At 66.7% G+C, this 20,334-nt stretch carries 20 protein-coding genes; 8 read left to right on the forward strand and 12 right to left on the reverse strand.

What is annotated here, in order from left to right:
• Nucleotides 1-161: 161 nt before the first annotated feature.
• The 3 genes from P2T60_RS08005 (at nucleotide 162) to P2T60_RS08015 (ending at nucleotide 5,385) form a co-directional block, all read left to right on the forward strand.
• The gene (locus P2T60_RS08005) at nucleotides 162-2,300 is read left to right on the forward strand and encodes a thioredoxin domain-containing protein (RefSeq protein WP_276282027.1); all 2,139 of its coding nucleotides are present in this window, start codon (nucleotides 162-164) and stop codon (nucleotides 2,298-2,300) included.
• A gap of 120 nt (nucleotides 2,301-2,420) precedes the next feature.
• The gene (locus P2T60_RS08010; RefSeq protein ID WP_276282028.1) at nucleotides 2,421-3,185 is read left to right on the forward strand and encodes a DUF7504 family protein; all 765 of its coding nucleotides are present in this window, start codon (nucleotides 2,421-2,423) and stop codon (nucleotides 3,183-3,185) included.
• 52 nt (nucleotides 3,186-3,237) lie between these two features.
• Entirely contained in the window at nucleotides 3,238-5,385 is a 2,148-nt protein-coding gene (locus P2T60_RS08015; protein ID WP_276282029.1) for a CHAT domain-containing protein, read from the forward strand.
• Between the two features lie 30 nt (nucleotides 5,386-5,415).
• On the opposite strand, the gene P2T60_RS08020 is transcribed toward P2T60_RS08015, so the two are convergent.
• On the reverse strand, nucleotides 5,416-5,787 hold the full coding sequence (locus tag P2T60_RS08020; protein ID WP_276282030.1) for a thioredoxin family protein: 372 nt from the start codon (nucleotides 5,785-5,787) through the stop codon (nucleotides 5,416-5,418).
• A gap of 624 nt (nucleotides 5,788-6,411) precedes the next feature.
• Here P2T60_RS08020 and P2T60_RS08025 point away from each other — a divergent pair.
• The 3 genes from P2T60_RS08025 to P2T60_RS08035 all read left to right on the forward strand — a co-directional run bounded on the left by P2T60_RS08025 (nucleotide 6,412) and on the right by P2T60_RS08035 (nucleotide 8,606).
• Nucleotides 6,412-7,431: a PLP-dependent cysteine synthase family protein gene (locus P2T60_RS08025; protein ID WP_276282031.1), complete on the forward strand. Its 1,020-nt coding sequence runs from the start codon at nucleotides 6,412-6,414 to the stop codon at nucleotides 7,429-7,431.
• A 97-nt stretch (nucleotides 7,432-7,528) separates the two neighbouring features.
• Nucleotides 7,529-7,828 carry a hypothetical protein gene (locus tag P2T60_RS08030; protein ID WP_276282032.1) on the forward strand — a complete coding sequence of 100 codons (300 nt, stop codon included), beginning with the start codon at nucleotides 7,529-7,531 and terminating at the stop codon, nucleotides 7,826-7,828.
• 55 nt (nucleotides 7,829-7,883) lie between these two features.
• Entirely contained in the window at nucleotides 7,884-8,606 is a 723-nt protein-coding gene (locus P2T60_RS08035; protein WP_276282033.1) for a hypothetical protein, read from the forward strand.
• A 14-nt stretch (nucleotides 8,607-8,620) separates the two neighbouring features.
• Here the strand turns inward: P2T60_RS08035 and P2T60_RS08040 are convergent, their stop codons facing one another.
• From P2T60_RS08040 to P2T60_RS08060, 5 genes are all read right to left on the reverse strand, one after another.
• Complete coding sequence (locus P2T60_RS08040; RefSeq protein ID WP_276282034.1) at nucleotides 8,621-9,079, reverse strand: DUF5804 family protein; 459 nt, start codon at nucleotides 9,077-9,079, stop codon at nucleotides 8,621-8,623.
• Nucleotides 9,080-9,131: 52 nt separating this feature from the next.
• On the reverse strand, nucleotides 9,132-9,698 hold the full coding sequence (locus tag P2T60_RS08045; RefSeq protein WP_276282035.1) for a CHRD domain-containing protein: 567 nt from the start codon (nucleotides 9,696-9,698) through the stop codon (nucleotides 9,132-9,134).
• A 356-nt stretch (nucleotides 9,699-10,054) separates the two neighbouring features.
• On the reverse strand, nucleotides 10,055-11,236 hold the full coding sequence (locus P2T60_RS08050; protein WP_276282036.1) for a tRNA sulfurtransferase: 1,182 nt from the start codon (nucleotides 11,234-11,236) through the stop codon (nucleotides 10,055-10,057).
• Nucleotides 11,237-11,716: 480 nt separating this feature from the next.
• A complete protein-coding gene (locus P2T60_RS08055) occupies nucleotides 11,717-12,784 on the reverse strand; it encodes a methionine synthase (protein WP_276282037.1) in 1,068 nt (355 codons plus the stop codon).
• Nucleotides 12,781-13,788, reverse strand: a complete 1,008-nt coding sequence (locus P2T60_RS08060) for a 5-methyltetrahydropteroyltriglutamate--homocysteine methyltransferase (RefSeq protein ID WP_276282038.1) — start codon at nucleotides 13,786-13,788, stop codon at nucleotides 12,781-12,783. Before P2T60_RS08060 ends, P2T60_RS08055 begins: the two co-directional genes overlap by 4 nt.
• 152 nt (nucleotides 13,789-13,940) lie before the next feature.
• Here P2T60_RS08060 and P2T60_RS08065 point away from each other — a divergent pair, with 152 nt between their 5' ends.
• Entirely contained in the window at nucleotides 13,941-14,483 is a 543-nt protein-coding gene (locus P2T60_RS08065) for a hypothetical protein (RefSeq protein WP_276282039.1), read from the forward strand.
• On the opposite strand, the gene P2T60_RS08070 is transcribed toward P2T60_RS08065, so the two are convergent.
• The 6 genes from P2T60_RS08070 to P2T60_RS08095 all read right to left on the reverse strand — a co-directional run bounded on the left by P2T60_RS08070 (nucleotide 14,472) and on the right by P2T60_RS08095 (nucleotide 18,925).
• Nucleotides 14,472-15,062, reverse strand: coding sequence for a HemK2/MTQ2 family protein methyltransferase (locus P2T60_RS08070; RefSeq protein WP_276282040.1), 591 nt, complete (start codon nucleotides 15,060-15,062; stop codon nucleotides 14,472-14,474). The two genes, P2T60_RS08065 and P2T60_RS08070, sit on opposite strands and share 12 nt — an antisense overlap.
• The gene (locus tag P2T60_RS08075; RefSeq protein ID WP_276282041.1) at nucleotides 15,059-16,234 is read right to left on the reverse strand and encodes a mechanosensitive ion channel family protein; all 1,176 of its coding nucleotides are present in this window, start codon (nucleotides 16,232-16,234) and stop codon (nucleotides 15,059-15,061) included. The genes P2T60_RS08070 and P2T60_RS08075 overlap by 4 nt, the downstream gene beginning before the upstream one ends.
• Nucleotides 16,231-17,124, reverse strand: coding sequence for a 16S ribosomal RNA methyltransferase A (locus tag P2T60_RS08080; protein ID WP_276282042.1), 894 nt, complete (start codon nucleotides 17,122-17,124; stop codon nucleotides 16,231-16,233). The genes P2T60_RS08075 and P2T60_RS08080 overlap by 4 nt, the downstream gene beginning before the upstream one ends.
• A 526-nt stretch (nucleotides 17,125-17,650) precedes the next feature.
• Nucleotides 17,651-18,238, reverse strand: a complete 588-nt coding sequence (locus P2T60_RS08085; protein ID WP_276282043.1) for a DUF655 domain-containing protein — start codon at nucleotides 18,236-18,238, stop codon at nucleotides 17,651-17,653.
• 38 nt (nucleotides 18,239-18,276) lie between these two features.
• The gene (locus tag P2T60_RS08090) at nucleotides 18,277-18,633 is read right to left on the reverse strand and encodes an RNA polymerase Rpb4 family protein (protein WP_276282044.1); all 357 of its coding nucleotides are present in this window, start codon (nucleotides 18,631-18,633) and stop codon (nucleotides 18,277-18,279) included.
• Between the two features lies 1 nt (nucleotide 18,634).
• Nucleotides 18,635-18,925 (reverse strand): 50S ribosomal protein L21e, encoded by a 291-nt coding sequence (locus P2T60_RS08095; protein WP_276282045.1) that lies wholly within the window; start codon nucleotides 18,923-18,925, stop codon nucleotides 18,635-18,637.
• Nucleotides 18,926-19,076: 151 nt separating this feature from the next.
• Between P2T60_RS08095 and P2T60_RS08100 the strand changes: the two genes are divergently transcribed.
• Nucleotides 19,077-20,246: a cystathionine gamma-synthase gene (locus P2T60_RS08100; protein WP_276282046.1), complete on the forward strand. Its 1,170-nt coding sequence runs from the start codon at nucleotides 19,077-19,079 to the stop codon at nucleotides 20,244-20,246.
• Nucleotides 20,247-20,334 lie beyond the last annotated feature (88 nt).

Genomic DNA, 20,334 nt, shown 5'->3' on the forward strand with positions numbered 1-20,334 from the left:
GCCGTGGGCGCGACACGCTACGCGGTCGCGCCAGCACGCGCCGGGGTCGAGAGTTAGGGGCGGCGCGCGCCGGGGGAAGGGTCGAAGACGGCGTGTCCGGGGGTCCGGAAGTCCGTCCCCGAAGCCCCGACTTTACGTCGCTCAAGCCCCTCGGTGTAGCCATGACCGACACCGACGCCGGACCCGCCGAGCGCAATCGCTTGGACGAGGAGGAGAGTCCCTACCTCCGCCAGCACGCCGACAACCCCGTCAACTGGCAACCGTGGGACCAACAGGCCCTCGACGCCGCCGAGGACCGCGACGTACCCATCTTCCTCTCGGTCGGCTACTCGGCCTGCCACTGGTGTCACGTCATGGAAGACGAGAGCTTCGAGGACGAGGGCATCGCCCGGATTCTCAACGAGAACTTCGTCCCAATCAAAGTTGACCGCGAGGAGCGCCCGGACCTCGACAGCATCTACCAGACCATCTCGCAGGCCGTCACCGGCAGGGGCGGGTGGCCCCTCTCGGTGTGGCTTACCCCCGACGGCAGACCCTTCTACGTCGGCACCTACTTCCCGAAGGAAGGCAAGCGCGGGCGACCCGGCTTCCGGAACCTGCTGACCGGCATCGCCGACTCGTGGGCCGACGACGAGGACCGCCGAGAGATGGAGAACCGGGCCGACCAGTGGACCGACGCCATCGAGGGCGAACTCGAATCGGTCCCCGACCCCGGCGAGGCACCCGGCAAGGACCTGCTCGAATCGGCCGCCGACGCCGCGGTCCGGTCCGCCGACCGCGAACACGGCGGGTTCGGGACCGGCCAGAAGTTCCCTCAAACCGGACGCGTCCACCTCCTCCTGCGGGCCGCCGACCGCGCGGACGACCGGGGCGACGACGAGACCGCGGACGAGTACCGCGAAGTCGCCACCGAAGCACTCTCGGCGATGGCAGAAGGCGGCATCTTCGACCACGCGGGCGGCGGCTTCCACCGCTACACCGTGGACCGGGAGTGGGTCGTCCCCCACTTCGAGAAGATGCTCTACGACAACGCCGAGATTCCCCGCGCGATGCTCGCGGGCTATCAGGTCGCGGGCGACGACCGGTACGCCGAGGCCGCGCGCCGGACCTTCGAGTTCGTCGAGCGCGAGATGACCCACCCCGAGGGCGGATTCTACAGCACGCTCGACGCCCAGAGCGAGGGCGAGGAAGGCAAGTTCTACGTCTGGACGCCCCAAGAAATCCGCGACGCGGTGGCCGACGACACCGCCGCGGACCTCTTCTGTGACCGCTTCGGCGTCACCGAGTCTGGCAACTTCGAGGGGAAGACCGTTCTCACCGTCAGCGAGTCCATCCCCGCCCTCGCCGACGAGTACGAGATGAGCGAGTCCGAAGTCGAGGAGACCGTCGAGAGCGCCCGCCAGCAGGTCTTCGAAACCCGCGCCGAGCGCGTCCGACCCCGGCGCGACGAGAAGGTGCTGGCTGGCTGGAACGGCCTGCTGATTTCGGCGCTCGCGGAGGGCGCGCTGGTGCTGGACGACAGCGCGCGATGGACCGACCTCGCCGCGGACGCCCTCGGATTCGTCCGCGAGACGCTCTGGGACGAGGCGGACGGCACGCTGTCCCGGCGGTTCAAGGACGGCGACGTGGCGATAGAGGGCTACCTCGAAGACTACGCCTTCCTCGCTCGCGGGGCGCTGAACCTCTACGAGACCACCGGCGACCCCGACCACCTCGGCTTCGCGCTGGACCTCGCCGACGCCGTCCGGACCGAGTTCTGGGACCCGGACGCCGGGACCATCTACTTCACGCCCGAGAGCGGCGAGGAGTTGGTCGCCCGCCCGCAGGAACCACACGACCAGTCCACCCCGTCGAGCCTCGGCGTCGCGGCCGACACCTTGCTCGCGCTCTCGCACTTCCGGGCAGACGACGACTTCGCCGACATCGCCGAGCGAGTCCTCGAAACTCGCGGCCAGCAGGTTCGCTCGAATCCGCTCCAGCACGCCTCGCTCGCGCTCGCGGCCGACCGGCACGCGCGCGGGTCGCTGGAGGTGACGGTGGTCGCCGACCGGGTGCCCGCGCCGTGGCGCGAGGAACTCGCCGCGCGGTACCTGCCGACTCGCCTGCTGTCGCGTCGCCCGCCGGAGGACGACGAGCTATCGACGTGGCTCGACCGCCTCGGTCTCGGCGAGGTCCCGCCGATTTGGGCCGACCGGAACCAGCGCGGGGGCGAACCCACCGCCTACGTCTGTCGGAACTTCACCTGCTCGCCGCCGACCACCGACCTCGCCGAGGCGCTCGACTGGGCGGACGGCGAGTGACGACGGCCGCAGGCCGGGTCCGCGGGAACCGAGGGCGGCGCGCTGAGGGCCGTTCGCCGTCAGATTTCCGTCACCCGTGTGCGAAAGTTTATTAAACATACATCTTCAACTATTTGGCGAATGAGTGCAGGGAGTTCGGGCTACCGCGGCGACGGCTCCGAAAGTGACCTCACAGAGTCGGACGGCTCGGCGCGGTTTCTCGACGTGCTGCGGGAGTTGAAAGCCGACGGCTGTAACCTCTTGGTCGTCGGCGACGCGCCCCGTCGCCTGTTTACGGAAGCCAGCGGCGGTCTGCTCGGCGGGACCGACGAGCCTCGATACCGCCTGCTCGCGGTCACCGACGCGAGCGCCCAGAGTGTGGTCGAGCGCCTGCCCGACCCCGAGGAGATGGCCGGAACGTTCACCGAGATGACCGAAATCATCAATCACGCCTCGCCGCCGCGGTCGGTCGTGGACGCGGGCGGCCAGTCGGAAGCGCCATCGCTCGACGCCCTCTCCGAGCGGCGAGTCGTGGACCCGCAACTCGCGGGTCTACAGGCCGAAATCGCCGAGTCGATGGCGGCGTTCAACCGCCACGCCGGGACGCTCAGTCCCGCCCAGTTGCGCGTCGGCGTGGACTCGCTCGGTGCCCTGTTCGAACACTACGACGAGAACGTGGTCCGTCGCTGTCTGCAAGTCGTCACTGGCTACGTCCGGGACTACGACGCGATGGGCCACTACGTCCTGACCGAACCGTACGACAGCACCCGCGTCGAGCGACTCGCGGGCGAGTTCGACGCCGTCGTGGAGGTTCGGGCTGTGGACTCCGAGAAACACAACCATCACGCCGAAGAGCGCTGGCACGTTCCGAGCCACGACCTGACGACCAACTGGCTCCCGCTTTGAGACCCCGCCTCGGTCGCCCTCCGACGATTCGACGGTAGGACGGTCAACCAGTATGCGCCCACGATTCGACCCACTCGGTGACTCGACGGGGGTAGAGATTCTCGACCCCATCGAAAGCAACCGCTACGTTCTCTACACGCCCGAAGAGGTGTCGCTGACCCCTGCCGACACCGAGGCGTTCGCCTACCCGGTGTCGGTCGCCCGTCGCATCACCACCTCGGCGGTCACGCTCCCGTACAACGTCCCCGTCGCGGTCCGCGACGCCAGCGACGGGTCACACATCCTCGACGCCGGTCACGACGGGAGTTTCGACTTGGCCGACGACGACTATCTGCTCGAAGTGAGCGCGCCCGTCAAACTCTACGTCCGGGTCTCGTCGTCGCTGTCGGTCGAAGCGACCACCGAAGCGGTCGAGTTCGAGTTCGGCGGCCCGACCCCAATCGAACTCGGCGCGCGGTCCTCGCACAACTCGCCCGCCGCGACAATCACCGTCTCCGACGACCCCGAGGACGCGATGGCGGCCGTCTCGACGTTCGGGTCGGCGCTGAAGACGACGGCGTGCGAGCGGTCGTGGCCGAATCTTCGGGGCCATCCGCCGCGGGTCGAACGCGGCGACGAGCTGGCGATACCCGACGACTTGGACGCGCCCGGCACGGGGGTCACGCTCCACGTCCCGGCCGACTACGAACACGTCTGTACGGTCGCGCCGCTGGCGTACTACCTCGGCGCGGACGTGGTTCCCGGCGAGACGCCGCGACTGACCGCCGGGAACGGATTCGTCCACCGCCTCGACACCGAGCGTGGCTTCGAAGACGAGGTGGTTCGAGTCCTGAGACAGGTGTTCCTCCTCGACTGCGTGACCCGGACCGAGGGGATTCACCCGATGGACACGGCCGAACGCCGCGCGGTCGAACCCGTCGTTGACCTCGACTTCGCCGACCTGTACGGCGCACCCCTCGGCGAGCAACTCGCGGCGTACCTCTCGGTACCCCGGTCGGTGCTGGCCGACGCGATGCCGTCGTGGAGTCGCGTCACTCACGTCCGTCCCGTCGCCGAGAGCGTCGAACTCCTCCCGTTCGTCGTCAACGACCTCTCGCTGGTCCGCGTGAAGTCCGGCGCGGAGTCGTCGCCGTCGCCCGACGCGCGGCGCGCCCGAGAGCGCGAGGCGCTGAGTTCGTTTAAGCGCAGTCCCCGATTCGACGAGGGTCTCGACCTGCCGACAGACGCCGAGGAACGAGCGACCGGCGTGCCCGACTCCAGCGAGTACGTACCCCTGCCCGAGACAGACGCCATGGAGCGAGCGTGGGTCGGCGACGGCACGCCGGTCCACGGCGCGAAACTCCTCGCCGAGGCGTTCGACCACGACCGGTCGGAACCCACTGACGGCGTTATCGACGTGACGGTGGTGTGCAACGACGACGGGATGCGCGAGGAGTGGGACACCGTCTCGCAGGTGTACGGCACGCGCGAGATGATTCCGTTCGACGTGGACTGCCGGTTCGACGTTTCGACCGACGAACTCCGGACGCTGTTGGCCGAGGACCACGACCTGTTCCACTTCATCGGCCACATCGACGGCCGCGGGTTCGCCTGCCGGGACGGGATTCTGGACGCCGCAACGCTCGCGGAGACCGGCGCGACCACCATCCTGTTGAACGCCTGTCGGTCCCACGACCAAGGAGTCTCCTTGGTTGAGGCGGGCGCGCGGGCGGCCATCGTGAGTTGGGGCGACGTGGACAACCTCGGGGCGGTCGAGGTGGGCGAGACGTTCGCGCGCCTGCTCAACTACGGGTTCGGCGTCGGTAGTGCGCTCGAAATCGTCGAGGAGTTCACCGCCATCGGCCGCCACTACGTCGTCGTCGGCGACCCGAGCGTGACCATCGCCCAGTGCGAGAACGGCAACCCGCTTCTGTTCGAGTTAGACTGCGACTCGATGGCGGCGCTCACTTCCGAGGAGACCGTCTCGAACACCGTCGTCAGTTACGCCACGACCAAGTTCCCAATCGGGTCGGCGGCCCAACCTCACTTCCAGAGCGACGACGACCCCGACTTCTACGTCGTCCCCGGTCCGCTGGAGACGTTCACCAACTCGTGGGCGGAACTCGAAGCGAGTCTCAGAGACTACTCGGCACCGGTCGTCGTCGGCGAGGAACTGCTCTGGACGGACGAGTGGTTCCCCGAGGCGGACGCGAGCGAATAGGTCGGAAGCGGAGAAAGAGCGCGGCGCGTCTCAGACCATCGCGTCGCTGTCCACCAACTGGTCGGCGAGGTATTGGGCGGCGGGGCGGTCCTCGCTCTCTTCGAAGCGGGCAACCTCCTCGCCGTCGCGTTCGACCACGATGGTCGGGATGAGCGACACGTCGTACTCATCGACCTTCTCGCCGTCCTTGTTCTGGTCTACCTCGTAGACCTCCACCTCGTCGTTCGGGACGCCCGCGGACTCCAGCGCCGCGAAGAAGTCGGGGAGCGCGGCGCGACAGTCTCCACACCAGTCGGCACCCCAGACTCGGATGGTGACTTCGGCGACAGCGGATTCGAGAACGTCTACGGTCTCGCTGTGTGCTTTGGCGTCCCACGTCGGGTTCGGTTCGGTCGTCTCCATGTCCGGGGCTTGTCGCTCGATGGCTTTAGTCGCACGGGTCCCGGCGGAGACTGCACGGGAGTCAGACGATTGTCTTTATTGCTTTTGTAGCTATTTTTGTTCGTGAAGGAATGGTGTAGTTGGTTGAGCTGACGTTGCAAGACGACGAGAGAGCGACGGGACGGCGACGAGACGACGACGAGGAAACTAGCTAACGACAGGCGTGAGCCGATCAGAACCGGCCCGCAACCGCGGGCCACGCCCTCTCCAACCGACTGCGTTGCCTGCGACCGTCGGTCGCAGGTCGGCGGGACGCTTCGCGTCGCACAAGCCTCGGCCTTGCGGCCTGCGGTCCTCGGCCACCGTCGGAAACGAGTTCCGACGAGCCTGCGCTCACGTCCGTTCGCGCAGACACCGGCAGAGCAAGCTCTGCCGAGCCATCGGTCGCTTCGCTTCCGATGACACCGGAAGACGAACCGCGTCTGCCGAGCCTTGCTTCGCTTCGCTCAGCAAGACCGCGCCCGCACGCGCCGGGAGTGGAAGACGTTACGAGCGCACGCCACGAGAACCGGCAAGTTTGGCACTTCCGGCACGTAGTGTCACCAGTCGTCATTCGTTTATACCGCGCGTTCCTACTCGCAGGTAATGAAAGACTCAATCCTCGACGCAGTGGGGTCCCCGCTCGTCAGCGTCTCAGCCCCCGAGGGCGCGACGATAGCGGCCAAAGTCGAGGGGTTCAACCCCGGCGGGTCCGCGAAGGACCGGCCAGCGCGCGAGATGATAGCCGCCGCCGAGCGCGCGGGCGAAATCTCGCCGGGCGACCACCTCGTCGAACCCACCAGCGGCAACACCGGCATCGGTCTGGCAGTCGCGGCCGCCGCCCGCGGCTACGACCTCACCATCGTCATGCCCGCCTCGAAGTCGCCCGAGCGCCGAAAGCTCCTGAAAGCCTACGGCGCGAACCTCGAACTGGTCGAGGGCGAGATGGACTCGGCCCGCCAGCGCGCCGACCGCCTCGCCGAGGAGGAGGGCGTCGTCCAGATGGGCCAGTTCGAGAACCCTGCGAACGCCCAAGCCCACTACCGAACCACCGCCGAGGAGATTCTCGAACAGGTCGAGGGCCGGGAAATCGACGCCTTCGTCGCGGGCGTGGGCACCGGCGGCACCATCACCGGCACCGCCTCGCGCCTGCTGGAGGAGTTCCCCGACATGGAAGTCGTCGCTGTCGAACCCGAGCAGAACGCGGTCCTCTCGACCGGCGAGTCCGGCGAGGACGACTATCAGGGGATGGGTCCGGGGTTCGTCAGCGACCTGCTCGACACCGACCTCATCGACTCGGTGGAGACCGTCGCGCTGGACGACGCCGAGGCGGAGGCCCGCCGACTCGCCCGCGAAGAGGGCATCCTCGTCGGCCAGTCGTCGGGCGCGGCCTCGGTCGCGGCCAACCGGGTCGCCGAGCGCATCGCTCAACCCGACCTGAACTGCCCCGAGACCCCCGACGAAATCGAGGAACTGATAGCCTCCGACGGCGGCAAGCAGTCCGCCGAGTCGTCGGGCCTCCGCTCGGACGGCGGCGGACTCGACGGCTACGACGACTGCCCGCTCGTGGTGACGGTGTTCCCCGACAGCGGCGAGCGGTACCTCTCGACCGGGATGTTCGAGTAGAAAATCGGCCGGACCTCACGACCGCTTTCCTTCGCCCGTAAAACACCGAAAGCTATTTTCCCTACCCCGATACGACGTAGCCAGAGCGATACCCCCGATGATACTCTGGCAGACTGCGAAGCGATGGACGTACAAGGGTCGAAACTGCGAGATTCAGCGGACGAGCGTGGCCGACGCCATCCAGTACCGCGGACTCGTGGAGGTCGAGACGGGACTCTCCGACCGGGCGCTCGACGCCGCGCCGGTCGCGGACCCCCAGCGCAAGAACCGGCCGAAGCGCCACGAGGACGAGGAGTACCGCGAGTGGGTGTACTTCGGGTGGCCGGACGAGGAGCTACCGGACCTCCGCGAAGCGGTCAACGGACTCGCCGAGTACGTCCGCGACCGGGAACTCTGAGCGACGGCGGGACGGGAACGTCCGATTTTTGTCCGGTTGGCGAGAGGTTTCGCGCATGGACGAGAAACTGACGCGCCGACTGCTCGCACGTCGGCGACTGTATCTCTGGTCGGTCGCCAGCGGTCTCGTCGCGGCGCTGTTCGTCGTCTCGACCGGGTTCGACCCCGGCACGCTCACGCCGACGACCCGCGAAGCGGTCCGGACCACGGCGTCGGCGTACTACTCCGGTCTCGCGTGGCCTCACGCCGCGACACTGGTCATGCTGGTCTATCACGGACCGTATCTGGTGGGCCTGTTCGGAAGCATCGTCGGGTTCACCTTCGCGTCGGTCCTGCTCCACGGCTGGCAGTTCGGAAGCATCACGACCGCGACCGAACTCGAACACGACGCCTCGACGGAGACCGTCGCGTCGATTCTGGCGCTCGTCGCGGTCCACGGCGTCGTGTTGACCGCGGCGGCGTACCTCCCCGCAGTTCTGTACGTCGCGGTCGAGAAAGAACTCGTCAACCCGTTCGGGGCGTGGGTCGCGCTCGGGCCGGTGCTGGTCGTGGGGTTCACGCTCGCCGGTGGTCTCGCAATCGCCCTCGCGGGCGTCCTCGACGGCGCGGCGAGTCGCGGCGGGGTCGCGCTCTTCGCGTTCGCGCCGCCGCTCGCGGGTCTCCAGTTCGCCCACGCCGCGCCGACGCGACACCCGCAGATTGGACTCCTCGGCACGAGCGCGCTTCTCGTGGCCTTCAGCGTCGTCGGGTGGCGCGCGCTTCGTCGGCGCACCGAGTAGCGGCGCGGGGCTTCTCAGCGGCCGAACTCCGATTCGGCGACCCGGACGACCACGGTGTCGTCCACGTCCCGGAGGTCGTAGCCCGGAATCTCGCCGTCGTCGCGTCGGGCGACGAACATCGGTTCGACGAGTTCGTCGTCGTCGGTCACGCCGTACACCTTCAGATACTGGTCGGTCGTCTCGGGTTCGACTTCGCCGTCGCGGACCGCCGCCGCGAGGTCACGGGAGAGCCACTCGGTCTCGCTGACGCTCGGTTCGAGGATTAACGCGTCGTCGGCGAACCGGACGAGATACCAGTTCAGGTCGTTCAGGAGGGCGACGGCCGACCCGAGACTGATGGTCTCGACCGTCAGCGAGTTGCGGAACTCCTCGCGGGGGTCGTAGGTAGCCAGCGCCTCGCGCGCGGTCTCGCGCGAGACCAGTTCGGTGCGGAGGTCCACGCCCTCGGAACCGACGAGACAGACCTGAGTCACACGCTACGGATGGACCCTGCGCCGTAAAGCGATTTCGTTCCGTGGCGAGGTCTCAGCCGCGGAGCGGGCGAATCTGCCCCCGAATCTCGCCCGCGGGATGGGCGGTGGTGTGGACGTTGACGTAGACGTTCGCGGCGCGCATCTGCTCGACCATCCCGGCCACGTCGGTCAGGGGCCAAATCATCGCGTCGTCGGTCAGTCGCCCCGACGCGAGCGGGCCGGTCGTCGTCACGGGCTTTTGCGCGGGACCGAACAGGTACGCGACGACGTTCCCGTTCAGGTCGGGCGGTCCCTTGTGAATGTGCGATTCCGCGACGTTCTCTACGTCGGCGACGACCAGCCAGTAGTCGATTGCTCGCTCGCCGGGCGCGACGGCGAAGACGGCGAACCCGAAGGCGTCGGTTGCGACCGGCGGGCGCTCGTTCGCGCCGGTGAGCCACGCGCCGAAAGTCGCGGATTCGTCGGCGAGCGAATCCGTGGCGACGGATTCGGCGTCGTCCACGAGCGCGCGGAAGGTTTCAGAATCCTCGGCGAGCGCGTCGGCGTCCCGCCGACGCGCGAACCCGAACGCGCCGGTTCCGAGCGCCGCGAGGACGCGCCGCCTCGATACGGGTTGCATCGTTCTCTCTCTCCGAACGGAGGCGCGACCGGCGGGGTGAAAAACGGTTCCGTCGGCTTATAGCATTGTAAATATTGCTTTTAGATACGCTCGTATTGTTTTACCATATGAATATGTTGTTACAACCGACGGCGTTCGAGACGGAAATCGAGCGGACGAGTTCGTCGGGAGGATTGACGACGGAGAGCTAGCTACAGGCTCGAGCCTATCAAAATCGCAACCGCACCGCCGCCTCGTCCCTCCAACCTCCTCGTTCGCTCCCTGCGGTCGTTCACTCGTCCCTCGCGCGTTGCTCGCGCACGCCGGACCGATTCCGAGAAAACTGAAGCACGCCGCCGACCGATTTCCCCACGCCCTCAGATGTCCACGAGCGTCGCGTTCGCGGCCGCTCGCTCCGCTCGCTCGTAGATGTCGTCGGGTTGGGCGTTCGTCACGATTTCCGGCGTGGCGTTGGTCTCGGGGTAGTCGGGCGCGATGCGGTTACACCCTGCCGGAATCGTCGAGTCGCGGAACGTCCCGATTCGGCGGGCGCGCTCGGTAATCGCGGACTTGTCCATCGTCAGGAGCGGGCGGTGAATCGGCAGGTGGGTAGCCCGACTCGTCGCCCCGAGGTTCCGGGCGGTCTGGGAGGACTTCTGGCCGATGGCCTCGCCGGTCACGATGCCCGTCGCGTCCGTCTCGCGGGCGACGTGTTCGGCCACGCGGTACATGAACCGCCGGTAGACCAGCATTCTGGCCGGGCCGACTTCCTCGGCGAGCAGGTCCATCACGTCGCCCGCGGGTACCTTCCGGACGCCCATCTCGTAGTTGGGCGCGTAGTCGGCGAGTCGCCGGACCGTCTCCATCGCACGGGCCTCGTGGTCGGGGCCGCCGTAGTCGCCGAGTTCGAGGTAGACCGGCACGATTGGTGCCCCGCGCTTCATCACCTCCCACGCCGCGACGGGCGAGTCGATGCCGCCGCTGACCAGCGCGACGACCTTCGCCTGCGAACCGAGGGGCAGACCGCCCGGCCCGTCGCGCTTGCCGGTGAAGACGAACGCCTCGTCTTTCCGGCACTCGACGGAGAAGGTGGTGTCCGGGTCGTTCAGGTCCACCTCGGGGTCCGAAAGCTCCTCGAAGACCGCCGCGCCGCCCTCCCGCTCCAAGTCCTCGCTGGTGAACGGATGGGCGTCCGTGGTGCCCGCGCGCCGGGCACGCACGGCGAAGGTGTCGCCGACCGAATCCCGATGCTCGCGGGCGGTCCGCGCCAGCGCGTCCACGATGGCGTCTCGCTCCGGTGGAACCACCACCGCGGCGCTGGCCGACCGGACGCCGAACGTGTCGGCGGCGGCGTCGGTGGCGGCGTCCACCGAGTCGGCGTCGGCGTGGAGCAGGATGCGCGACCACCGCCGCTCGACTTCGGCGTCGATGCCCCTGTCGCGGACGATGGCTTCGATGTTGTCCCGGAGCCGTCGCTCCATCTCGGCTTGAACTTTCCCGCTTTTGACGCCCACGTCGGCGTGACGCACGAGGACGGTGTCGGCTCCGGGCGGTCGCATTGTGGTCGGGGGTAGACACGAGGGGGATAAACGGCCTTCGATTGCGAGGTAGGTAAACCGCCGAGCGCGGCGAGGCGGGGAAACTACCTCGGGCTTGAACCAATCGAGACCGCACAGCACCGCGACCGCGGACCACACGCCTCCCCAACCGATTCGCTCACTCGCTCCGCTCATCGACCGTCAGAGGCACGCTCTGCCGAGCCATCGGTCGCTTCGCTCCGGAAGACCTCTCGCGGGCGGACGCGACCGCTCGCGGGTCGCGCCCGCCCGTACGCGCCGGATAGAAAGTTCGACCGCGCGACAGCTACGGAAACCTCGTCCGAGCGAACCTTCAAGTACGAAAACGGGACGAATCCGGCCCGTGACCTGAATCCGGCCGGGGCGCGTCAGCGATTGCGCGGCGCGCGGCGTCCCGGAGCGACCGTAGCGCGCCGCCTGTCAGCCATCAGCCACCGGGAGAGCCGTCGGTAGCCGTCGCGGTTAGTCGTCCGCGGTCACGGCCGACCGCTCGACTTCGATTTCCCCGGCGTCGAGTTCCTGTTCGACCTCTCGGGCGGCGCGCACGAGGTTCACCATCTTCTCGTAGGCCACCTCGCGCGGGAGCAACTTCACCCCGCAGTCCGGACTCACCGTCAACTGCTCGGGCGGGACGACTTCCAGCCCCTTCTGGATGTTCTCCTTGATTTCGGGCACCGACTCCACCTCGGCGACGTGGGCGTCCACCACGCCGAGCGCGAGGTCCGCGGTGAACTCCGGTTCCTTGAACACGTCCAACTGGTCGTAGTCGCCGTTGGCGAGTTCGAGGTCGAACTCGTCCACCGGGAAGTCAAGAATCTCCGGGTAGATGCGCGAGTAGTCGCCGTAGCAGACGTGGAGACCGATGCGCACGTCCTCGGGAATCCCGTCCACGATGCGTTCGAGGCAGTCGCCGACGATGGCGTGGTCGTCGGGCGTCGTCGCCAGCGCGGGTTCGTCTATCTGGACGTAGCGAGCGCCCGCTTCGACCAGCCGCTCTACTTCCTCGTTCACGAGGTCCGCGAGGTCGTTCGCCAACGCCTCGGTGTCGTCGTAGGCCTCGTTGAAGCTCCAGTTCGCCAGCGTGTACGGCCCTGTGATGGGGACCTTGACCGGCCGGTCCGTGACGCTCGCGGTGAACTCGTACTCCTCGACCAGCCACGTCTCGTCGTACTCCACGTCCGAGACGACGGAGGGCTTGTCGAAGGTGTTGTGACCCCACACCTTCACCGGGCCGTTGAACTCGTAGCCCTCGATGCGGTGGGCGAAGAACTCCACCATCTCGTTGCGCCGCATCTCGCCGTCTACGAGTACGTCGAGTCCGGCGCGCTCGTGTTCGCCGGTGATGAGTCGCGCGGCGTCGTCTTTGGCCTCCTGCCACTCTTCCTCGCCGAAGTCGGCGTCCTCGTCCTCGTAGAGGTCACGCGCGCGGTCCACCCACTTGGGCTTGGGGTACGAACCGACGACGGTCGTCAGCAGGAAGTGGTCGTTCGGGTGGTTCGCGGGTCGGAACTGGTCGCGGTTCTGGCTCATGCTTTCACCTCTGCGATGTCGGTTGCTTCGCCGAGCGCGGCGAGTTTCTCCTCGAACGTCGAGTACGGCAGGTAGAACAGTTCGGTGTTCGGCGTCAGGTAGATGGTCTCGAAGTCGGCGGCGGGCGTGTTCTCTTCGAGCCAATCGGCGCGTTCGGCGATTTGCTCGGGGTCCTCGACCAGCGTGTTCTGGCCGTCCACGACGCCTGCGGCGATGGAGTCCTTCGTGCCGTACTCGTTGATGTTGTAGAGGTTGTCCTCGTGGTTCGCCACGAAGTCGTATCCGAGGGCGTCGAAGTCGGCGTCCAAGAGGTGAGCGTGGACCTTCTCGTCCAGCGCGCCCCAGTACGTGTGGACCACTACGTCGGTGTCGTCCGGGGCCGCGGTCGTCACGGCGTCGATGGCTTCGCTGGCGCGTTCGTCCTCGCCCTCGCTGGGCGCGTTCTCGACCAGCGACGGTTCGAGGACGAACAGCGTCTCCACCTCGGGGAACGCCTCGACTTCGCCCGCGAGGAAGTCGGCGATGGCGTCCAAGAAGTCGGCGTCGTCGCCGTAGAACTCGTCGGTGGCGAGGTCGGCCAGCGAGTAGGGACCGGGTACGACCGCTTGGAGCGACTCGGCGTCCGCGAACTCGCTCGCGGCCTCCAACTCTCCGGCGATGTCGCCGTCGAAAGTCAACTCGTCGGTCACTACCGGGTCTCGGTAGAAGTTGTTGTTGTCGTAGTACCGGACGATGCCGCGGGTCTCCACCGCGTCGTGGACCGCGAGCGGGTGGGCGAGCATGTCGTCCCAGCGGAGTTGCCCTTCGACCACGCGGTCGAGTCCGGCCGTCTGCTGTCGGCCGACGACCTCCTCTCGGGCCTGCTCGTAGACGGCGGTTATCTCTTCGCCCTCGTCACCGTCTACGAGGTCGTGTTTCTGGTGTCCTTTCAGGTCGGCCAAGTCCTCTTTCGCCCAATCCGGAAGCGGGTATACCCCCGGTGTCGTAGCGACGCGTTCTGTCATGTACAACGGCCTACGGAATGCCGATGCTTAATATTTTCCTCTCAGGAAATTACCATCGGGCATAGGGCGGTGGTAGCACGGCCCACGACTCGTTCGCAGGTCACTCACGAGTCGATGGGAAGCTACTTCGGTTTCGTCGTCGAGTGGAAACGATGAAGAAACTTCCTACTGCGGTCCTCGCCGCGTTCGCGGTCGGACTCGTCGTCGGTGCGACGGCGTGGGCCGGGTTCGGTGGAGCAGTCGCCCCCACCGACTCGGGTCCCGACCCCGAGTCGCCGCCGTACTCGCTGAGTACGGCGGGCGGAAACTGCCTCGACGTTCGAGCGCACGCCGGGTGGGTCCACGAAGTCGCAGTCGGCGACTCGTTCGCGGTCACGCTGAACGCGACTGTGGTCCACGAACGGGGCCAGACCGTCGAGGCGGAGGTGAACCGCGGTGTTGCGGGACGGTATCGAATCGACCTCCGGACCGTCGCCGACGGCCGCGAGTCGGCGAACGGGACCGCGAAGAAGTCGCCGCTGGAGGGATGTCGCGTGGCGACCGACCTACGCCTCGCCGCGAGTCTGCCGACCGACTACAGCGACTTCGAGATTGCGGTGAACGGCCGGACGCTCCTGACCGTCGAGAACGAGGACACCGCCGCCGACCTCTACCAGTTTCCCAACCCCGTGAACGCGACGAACTCACCGAACTAGCTTCAGCACCGTCAGCGTCTCGAAGGGGAACGACTCGTCGCGGAGCGCCACCGCCGAGAAGCCTTCCGTTGCGGCCAACTCGACAACCTCGTCTACGCCCGTGAGACTGCTGACCAGCAGGTAGACCGCGCCGTCGGGCGCGAGGACGCGCCCGACGGTTTCGAGGAACGGTTCGACGACCGCGCGGCCGTCCTCGCCGCCCGAGAGCGCGACTTCCATCCAGTCGTCGCGCGCGTCGTCGGGGTCGGTCGGCAGGTAGGGCGCGTTGAAGAGAACGGCGTCGAAGACGCCCGAACGGAAGGGTTCGAGCAGGTCGCCCCGGACCGCTTCGACTCCGCGCTCGCGGGCCTGCGCGCAGGCGTGAGGATTCACGTCCGACCCGAGGACGCGAACCCCGGTCTCGTCGGCGACTCGTTCGGCGACGTATCCCGACCCGGTTCCGACCTCTAATGCCAGCGGGGTGTCGTCCGCAGGGCGGGAACCGAGGTCCGCGACGGCGGCGTCGGCGAGCAGATGGGAGTCCTCGGCGGGTTGGTACACCTCGGTCTCGGCGTCCCGGCGGTCGGCGAGGTCGGTCACTCCTCGCTCACCTCGTCGGAATCGGCCGTCTCGTCGGCGGTCACGCCGCCGTCGGCGGTGGCCTCCGGCGCGTCGGTCTCGCCGCGGAGTCGGAAACCGCCGGACTCCTCGCGGCCGGTGAGTTCGCGCTGGGGGAACGGAATCTTGACGCCCTCGCGGTCGAAGGTCTTCTTCACCGACTCGATGACCGCGGTGCGGGCGCGCCACTGCCTGCGGGCGCTCGGTTTGTCTATCCAGAAGCGCAGGACGAGCGTGACCGCCGAGTCGCCGAACTCCTTGAGGACGACTTTCGGGGTCGGCACGGTCAGCACCTCGTCCAACTCCTTCATCGTCTCCTCGGCGAGGTCGGCCGCCCGTTCCACGTCGGCCTCGTAATCGACGCCGACTTCGACTTCGATGCGGAGTCGGCCCTTCCGACTCTTGTTGACGATTTTGGTCCCGCTCACGATGTCGTTGGGTATCATGACGTACTCGCCCGCGAACGTCTGGATGCGGGTGTTGACGATTGAGATGTCGGTCACGATGCCCTCCTCGTCGTCCACCTCCACCCAGTCGCCGATTTCGAAGGGCCGGGAGAACATCAGCACGAACCCCGCGAGCAGGGCACCGAGCGTCTGGCGGGCGGCCATACCGACGACGATACCGAGGAACCCGGCACCGACCAGCAGACCGCTGAGGTTCACGTCCCACATCCCGAGGATGATGGCGACGGCCGAGACGTACACCGTGAGTTGCGAGACGCGGTAGACGATTTCGCTCTGGTGCTGGGTGATGGTCTCGTGGCCGTCGGTGAACCGGTCGATGGCCTTCTTGACGAACCCGGTGACGATGTACGCGCCCGCCAGCACGACCAGTGCGACGAGGACTTTCACGCCCTGTCCGGCGGTGTTGTTGATTTGGTCGAGCGCGTTGGCGGTGGTCGTTCCCTGCTCCCAGAGGACGAGCAGACTGACCGTCGCCACGAGCAGGATTCCGGCGAGTGCGGCGAACAGAAACACGTCGCCGACGTGCCGGGGGAATCGGCGGCGGAGTTTCGGACGGACGTACCGGGCGGCCCACGCCGCGGCGACGACGCCGACGAAGATGACGACGGTGGCCGCGACCTGTTGGGTCTCGGTGAAGTTCGCCAACTGGTCGATGGTAGAGAGAATTCCGGCGAGGGGGCCGGTCACGCCGCGTCACCACCTCTCCCGTACTCGTCGGCCACCGTCGCCAGCGCCGCGAACGTCTCGGGTGGTATCTTGCCCGCGCGTTTGCTCAGCACGTCGGGGTCCAACTCCGTCTTCCCCTCCGAGATGGCCGCGACCGGTGCGTCGGCGTCGTCCAATCCGGAGATGTGGCCGGTGTTCCGGATGGCGTTTCGGAGGGTCTTGCGGCGCTGAGTGAACACGGCCTTCACGAACCGCAGGAAGAAGTCCTCGTCGCCGACTTCGTAGTCGGGGTCCCGCGGCGTGGTCCGGACGACGGCGCTCTCCACGTCCGGCGGCGGCGAGAAGGCTTCCTTCGGGACGGGTTCGACCACTTCCACGTCGGCGTAGTGCTGAGCCGAAACCGAGAGGCGACCGTAGTCGTCGGTCCCCACGTCGGCGGCCATGCGCTCGGCGAACTCCTTCTGGAACATGAGAACCGTGGGCTTGCCGCGGGGGAGCAGGCGGAACGTAATCTCGCTGGAGACGCCGTAGGGGAGGTTCGAGACCGATGCGGTGAACTCGGGGAGTTCGACCGATAGCGCGTCGCCCTCCACGACGGTCAGGCGACCCGCGGCGATTTCGTCGGCGAACTCCTCGCGCAGGAACGCCGCGAGGTTCGAGTCGCGTTCCACGACGGTCACTTCGTCGGCGACGGCGAGCAGTCGGTCGGTCAGCGCGCCGGTCCCGGGACCGATTTCGAGGACGTGCGAGAGGTCGAACTCGGCGTCGATACCGTAGTCGGGCAGACGGTCGAGAACCCGGTCGTCTACGAGAAAGTGCTGGTCTCTGTCGGGGTTGCCCCGGACGCCCGCCCGCCGGAGCAGGGCGTCGGGGTCTCGGAGGGCCGTTCCCGTGTCGCGTGCGTCGGTCATGTTACCTCGGGGTAGAAACCGAACGTGGGTAAACCCACCGAGTCCGCCGGAAGATGTCAAAGTTCAAGGCCGTACGACTCGTCAGGTGATGGACGTATTTAGATATGTAAAAGATTCTTTTTCGTTTCTCTAGCAATCAATATTGTTTTCGAGGAGCGAACGGTCCACCGTCGGCGTGTGCTGGCGCGGCCGCGGAGCGTGCCGCGCCGACGGCGTGCGAGGTCGTCCGGAGCGAAGCGACGGACGGCTCGTCGGAACTCGTTTCCGACGGTGGCCGAGTAGCGCAACGAAGGAGCGACCAGAGGGAGCGACGACCGAGGCTTGTGCGACGCGAAGCGTCCCGCCGACCTGCGACCGACGGTCGCAGGCAACGCAGTCGGTTGGAGAGGGCGTGGCCCGCGGTTGCGGGCCGGTTCTGATCGGCTCAAGCCCGTCGTTAGCTTTCTTCGCTCTTCCACGTTCACACGTCTTGCACTTTCACCCTCGTACTACCCCATCAACGGACTCCCTCGAAGAAGAAAATCGCCTACTGCTGTTGTTCCTCGACGCGCACGAACGTCCGGTACTTCAGGTCTTCCTCCCGAATCTCCTCCAGAATCCGCTCGACCAGCACCTCCTTGGGGTTGTGAAGCCCCGACACCCGACCCTCCAAGTCCTCGAAGCTCTCGAAGGGCTTGCGCTTTCGCTTCTCCAAGATGTTGTTCCGGAGTTTCTTCCCGATTCCCGGAAGGAGGTTCAACTGGTGGAGACGGAGGGTAATCGGCTGAGCGTCGTTGTAGAAGTCCACGAACCGCCGTTCGTTGCTCTCCACCACGTCCCGGATGGCGTGTTCGAGTTCCGACTGGGCCGCTCCCGAGAGGTCCTCGTACTCGATTTCCCGCAGACTCGCCACGAGGTCGTTCGACCGGTCGGCGTCGAATCGGTCGGTGATAGTGAGGCTCACGTCCTCCTCTAGGGTGACCTCGAACAGCCGGAACTCCTCGATACCGAGCGCGTACGCCAGCGCGGACTTCTGGTGCTGTGGCCTGTCGTCGTCGGCGCGACCGTGTGGCAGATAGTCCAGCACGACTGCTGGCATCTGCTTCTCGTCGTCGTTCTGTTCGCTCATTGTCATGGATTACGGCGACGAGCTACTTAAAGAGTTGGTGGGAATCAGACGTACTTGGCGACGACGTTCAGGATGTCGTCGAGTTCCTCGCCCGAGAGCGTGTACCGTTCTTGGGCGTACACCGCGCGGAGTTCGTCGCGGTCCTGCGGTAGTACGTCGGCGATTTTGTACGCCGTCGGCTCGTCCACCTTGTCGAGTTCGAGCAGTTGCTCCACGAGTTCACGCGACTCCTCGGCTTCGAGCGTGGCGAACCGGTTGACGTGTTCGATGGCGCGAGCCAACTCGTAGCGCATCTCCCGGTCCTCGTCGAGCGCGCGCTCTTGCTCGACATCCGCGAGAAGCTCCTTGGCCTCCGCCGTGGTCAGGTACTCCTCCTCGACTTTCTCCTTGAATATCGTCATGCTATTCCTGCGCTTTCAGGTGCGCGGGGGTGACGATGAGGGTCTTTTCCTTGCCGCGGTCGTTGACGCTTACCTTGTAGGCCGCGCCCTGCTCGCCGACGATTTCGCCGGTCTGACCGCCAAACCGCGGGTGGAAACGACCCTTCTCGACGCTCGGGTCGATTTTGAGGTGGACCTTCTGGCCCTCCTCGTACTGCTGGACTGCGCGCTGAGGCGGGGAGGTACCGCGCTCTCGGGGGTCGTTCGAGAGTTTGTCACGAGTGCTGTGGTAGGGTCCGTTCGAACTCGGCATAGTCGTACCCCACTGTTGTTCTGTCTCCGTTATAAATGGCACGTTCCGCGTTCTTCGGGAGTCCGCCGGTCCGCCAGTCCCGGACTCCGGCGGTCCGACCGAGCGTGTCGAAAGGGCAAGAGTAACCTGCCGTCCGTTCCTCGCTTCCCACATGACCGACGACTCCGACGAGTTCCGATTCGAGACGCGCTCGATTCACGCCGGACAGGAACCCGACGAAGAGACCGGGGCGCTGATGACCCCGATTTACGCCAACTCGACCTACGAACAGGACGCGCCGGGCGACCACCGCGGCTACGAGTACTCCCGGACGGGCAATCCCACGCGCACGGACCTCGAAGCCAACGTCGCCAGCCTCGAAGGCGGCGAGTACGGCCGGGCGTTCTCCAGCGGGATGGGCGCGATAAACACGGTTCTGAACCTGCTCGAATCGGGCGACCACGTGGTCGCCAGCGAGGACGTGTACGGCGGCACCCACCGCATCTTCACGCAAGTCTACGAGCAGTACGACCTCGAATTCGACTTCGTGGACATGACCGACCTCAACGAGACGGAGGCCGCGATGCAGGACGACACCGAACTCGTCTGGGTCGAGACTCCCACGAATCCCCTGCTCAACGTCGTGGACATCGAAGGCACCGCCGACATCGCCGACGAGTACGACGCGCTCTGCGCGGTGGACAACACCTTCGCCACGCCGTACCTCCAGCGTCCGCTCGAACTCGGCGCGGACGTGGTGACCCACTCGCTCACGAAGTACATGGGCGGCCACTCCGACGTGGTGGGCGGCGCGCTCGTGACCGACGACGAGGAGTTGGACGAGCAGTTCGGCTTCTACCAGAACAGCGTCGGCGCGACCCCCGGCCCGCACGACTGCTTCCTCGTCCTCCGCGGGACCAAGACCCTCCCGGTCCGGATGGACCGCCACTGCGACAACGCCCGCGAGTTGGCCGAGTGGCTGGAGAGCCACGACGACGTAGCGCGCGTCTACTACCCCGGTCTCGACTCGCACCCCGACCACGAACTCGCGGCCGAACAGATGGACGACTTCGGCGGGATGGTCAGCTTCGAGATGGACGCCTCCCTCGAAGAGACCGCCGACGTGGTGAGCGAGACGGAGGTGTTCACCCTCGCGGAGAGTCTCGGCGGCGTCGAGAGCCTCATCGAGCAACCCGCGACGATGACCCACGCCGCGATTCCGAAGGAGGAGCGCGTTGCGGCTGGTTTGCGGGATGGGCTGATTCGCGCGAGTATCGGGATTGAAAATGTGGAAGACCTGAAGGCGGACCTTCAGCAGGCGTTCGAGAAGTCGCTGGAATAACCCTCCACGTTCTCGCTTCCGGAAGGTATCGCCGTCTCGCGGTGACACCAGTGTTACCTGAAGTCTATACCCACTGGCCGCCTACCCG

It is taken from the genome of Halorussus caseinilyticus (assembly GCF_029338395.1).
In the GTDB taxonomy this organism is placed as follows: domain Archaea; phylum Halobacteriota; class Halobacteria; order Halobacteriales; family Haladaptataceae; genus Halorussus; species Halorussus caseinilyticus.

Excerpts from the sequence above, each read along its gene's own strand:
- P2T60_RS08015 (WP_276282029.1), top strand. The coding sequence starts at position 3,238 with ATGCGCCCACGATTCGACCCACTCGGTGACTCGACGGGGGTAGAGATT.
- P2T60_RS08100 (WP_276282046.1), top strand. The coding sequence starts at position 19,077 with ATGACCGACGACTCCGACGAGTTCCGATTCGAGACGCGCTCGATTCAC.
- P2T60_RS08045 (WP_276282035.1), bottom strand. The coding sequence starts at position 9,698 with ATGCAACCCGTATCGAGGCGGCGCGTCCTCGCGGCGCTCGGAACCGGC.
- P2T60_RS08030 (WP_276282032.1), top strand. The coding sequence starts at position 7,529 with ATGATACTCTGGCAGACTGCGAAGCGATGGACGTACAAGGGTCGAAAC.
- P2T60_RS08080 (WP_276282042.1), bottom strand. The coding sequence starts at position 17,124 with ATGACCGACGCACGCGACACGGGAACGGCCCTCCGAGACCCCGACGCC.
- P2T60_RS08060 (WP_276282038.1), bottom strand. The coding sequence starts at position 13,788 with ATGACAGAACGCGTCGCTACGACACCGGGGGTATACCCGCTTCCGGAT.
- P2T60_RS08090 (WP_276282044.1), bottom strand. The coding sequence starts at position 18,633 with ATGACGATATTCAAGGAGAAAGTCGAGGAGGAGTACCTGACCACGGCG.
- P2T60_RS08010 (WP_276282028.1), top strand. The coding sequence starts at position 2,421 with ATGAGTGCAGGGAGTTCGGGCTACCGCGGCGACGGCTCCGAAAGTGAC.
- P2T60_RS08035 (WP_276282033.1), top strand. The coding sequence starts at position 7,884 with ATGGACGAGAAACTGACGCGCCGACTGCTCGCACGTCGGCGACTGTAT.
- P2T60_RS08005 (WP_276282027.1), top strand. The coding sequence starts at position 162 with ATGACCGACACCGACGCCGGACCCGCCGAGCGCAATCGCTTGGACGAG.
- P2T60_RS08050 (WP_276282036.1), bottom strand. The coding sequence starts at position 11,236 with ATGCGACCGCCCGGAGCCGACACCGTCCTCGTGCGTCACGCCGACGTG.
- P2T60_RS08025 (WP_276282031.1), top strand. The coding sequence starts at position 6,412 with ATGAAAGACTCAATCCTCGACGCAGTGGGGTCCCCGCTCGTCAGCGTC.
- P2T60_RS08085 (WP_276282043.1), bottom strand. The coding sequence starts at position 18,238 with ATGACAATGAGCGAACAGAACGACGACGAGAAGCAGATGCCAGCAGTC.
- P2T60_RS08095 (WP_276282045.1), bottom strand. The coding sequence starts at position 18,925 with ATGCCGAGTTCGAACGGACCCTACCACAGCACTCGTGACAAACTCTCG.
- P2T60_RS08065 (WP_276282039.1), top strand. The coding sequence starts at position 13,941 with ATGAAGAAACTTCCTACTGCGGTCCTCGCCGCGTTCGCGGTCGGACTC.
- P2T60_RS08020 (WP_276282030.1), bottom strand. The coding sequence starts at position 5,787 with ATGGAGACGACCGAACCGAACCCGACGTGGGACGCCAAAGCACACAGC.
- P2T60_RS08055 (WP_276282037.1), bottom strand. The coding sequence starts at position 12,784 with ATGAGCCAGAACCGCGACCAGTTCCGACCCGCGAACCACCCGAACGAC.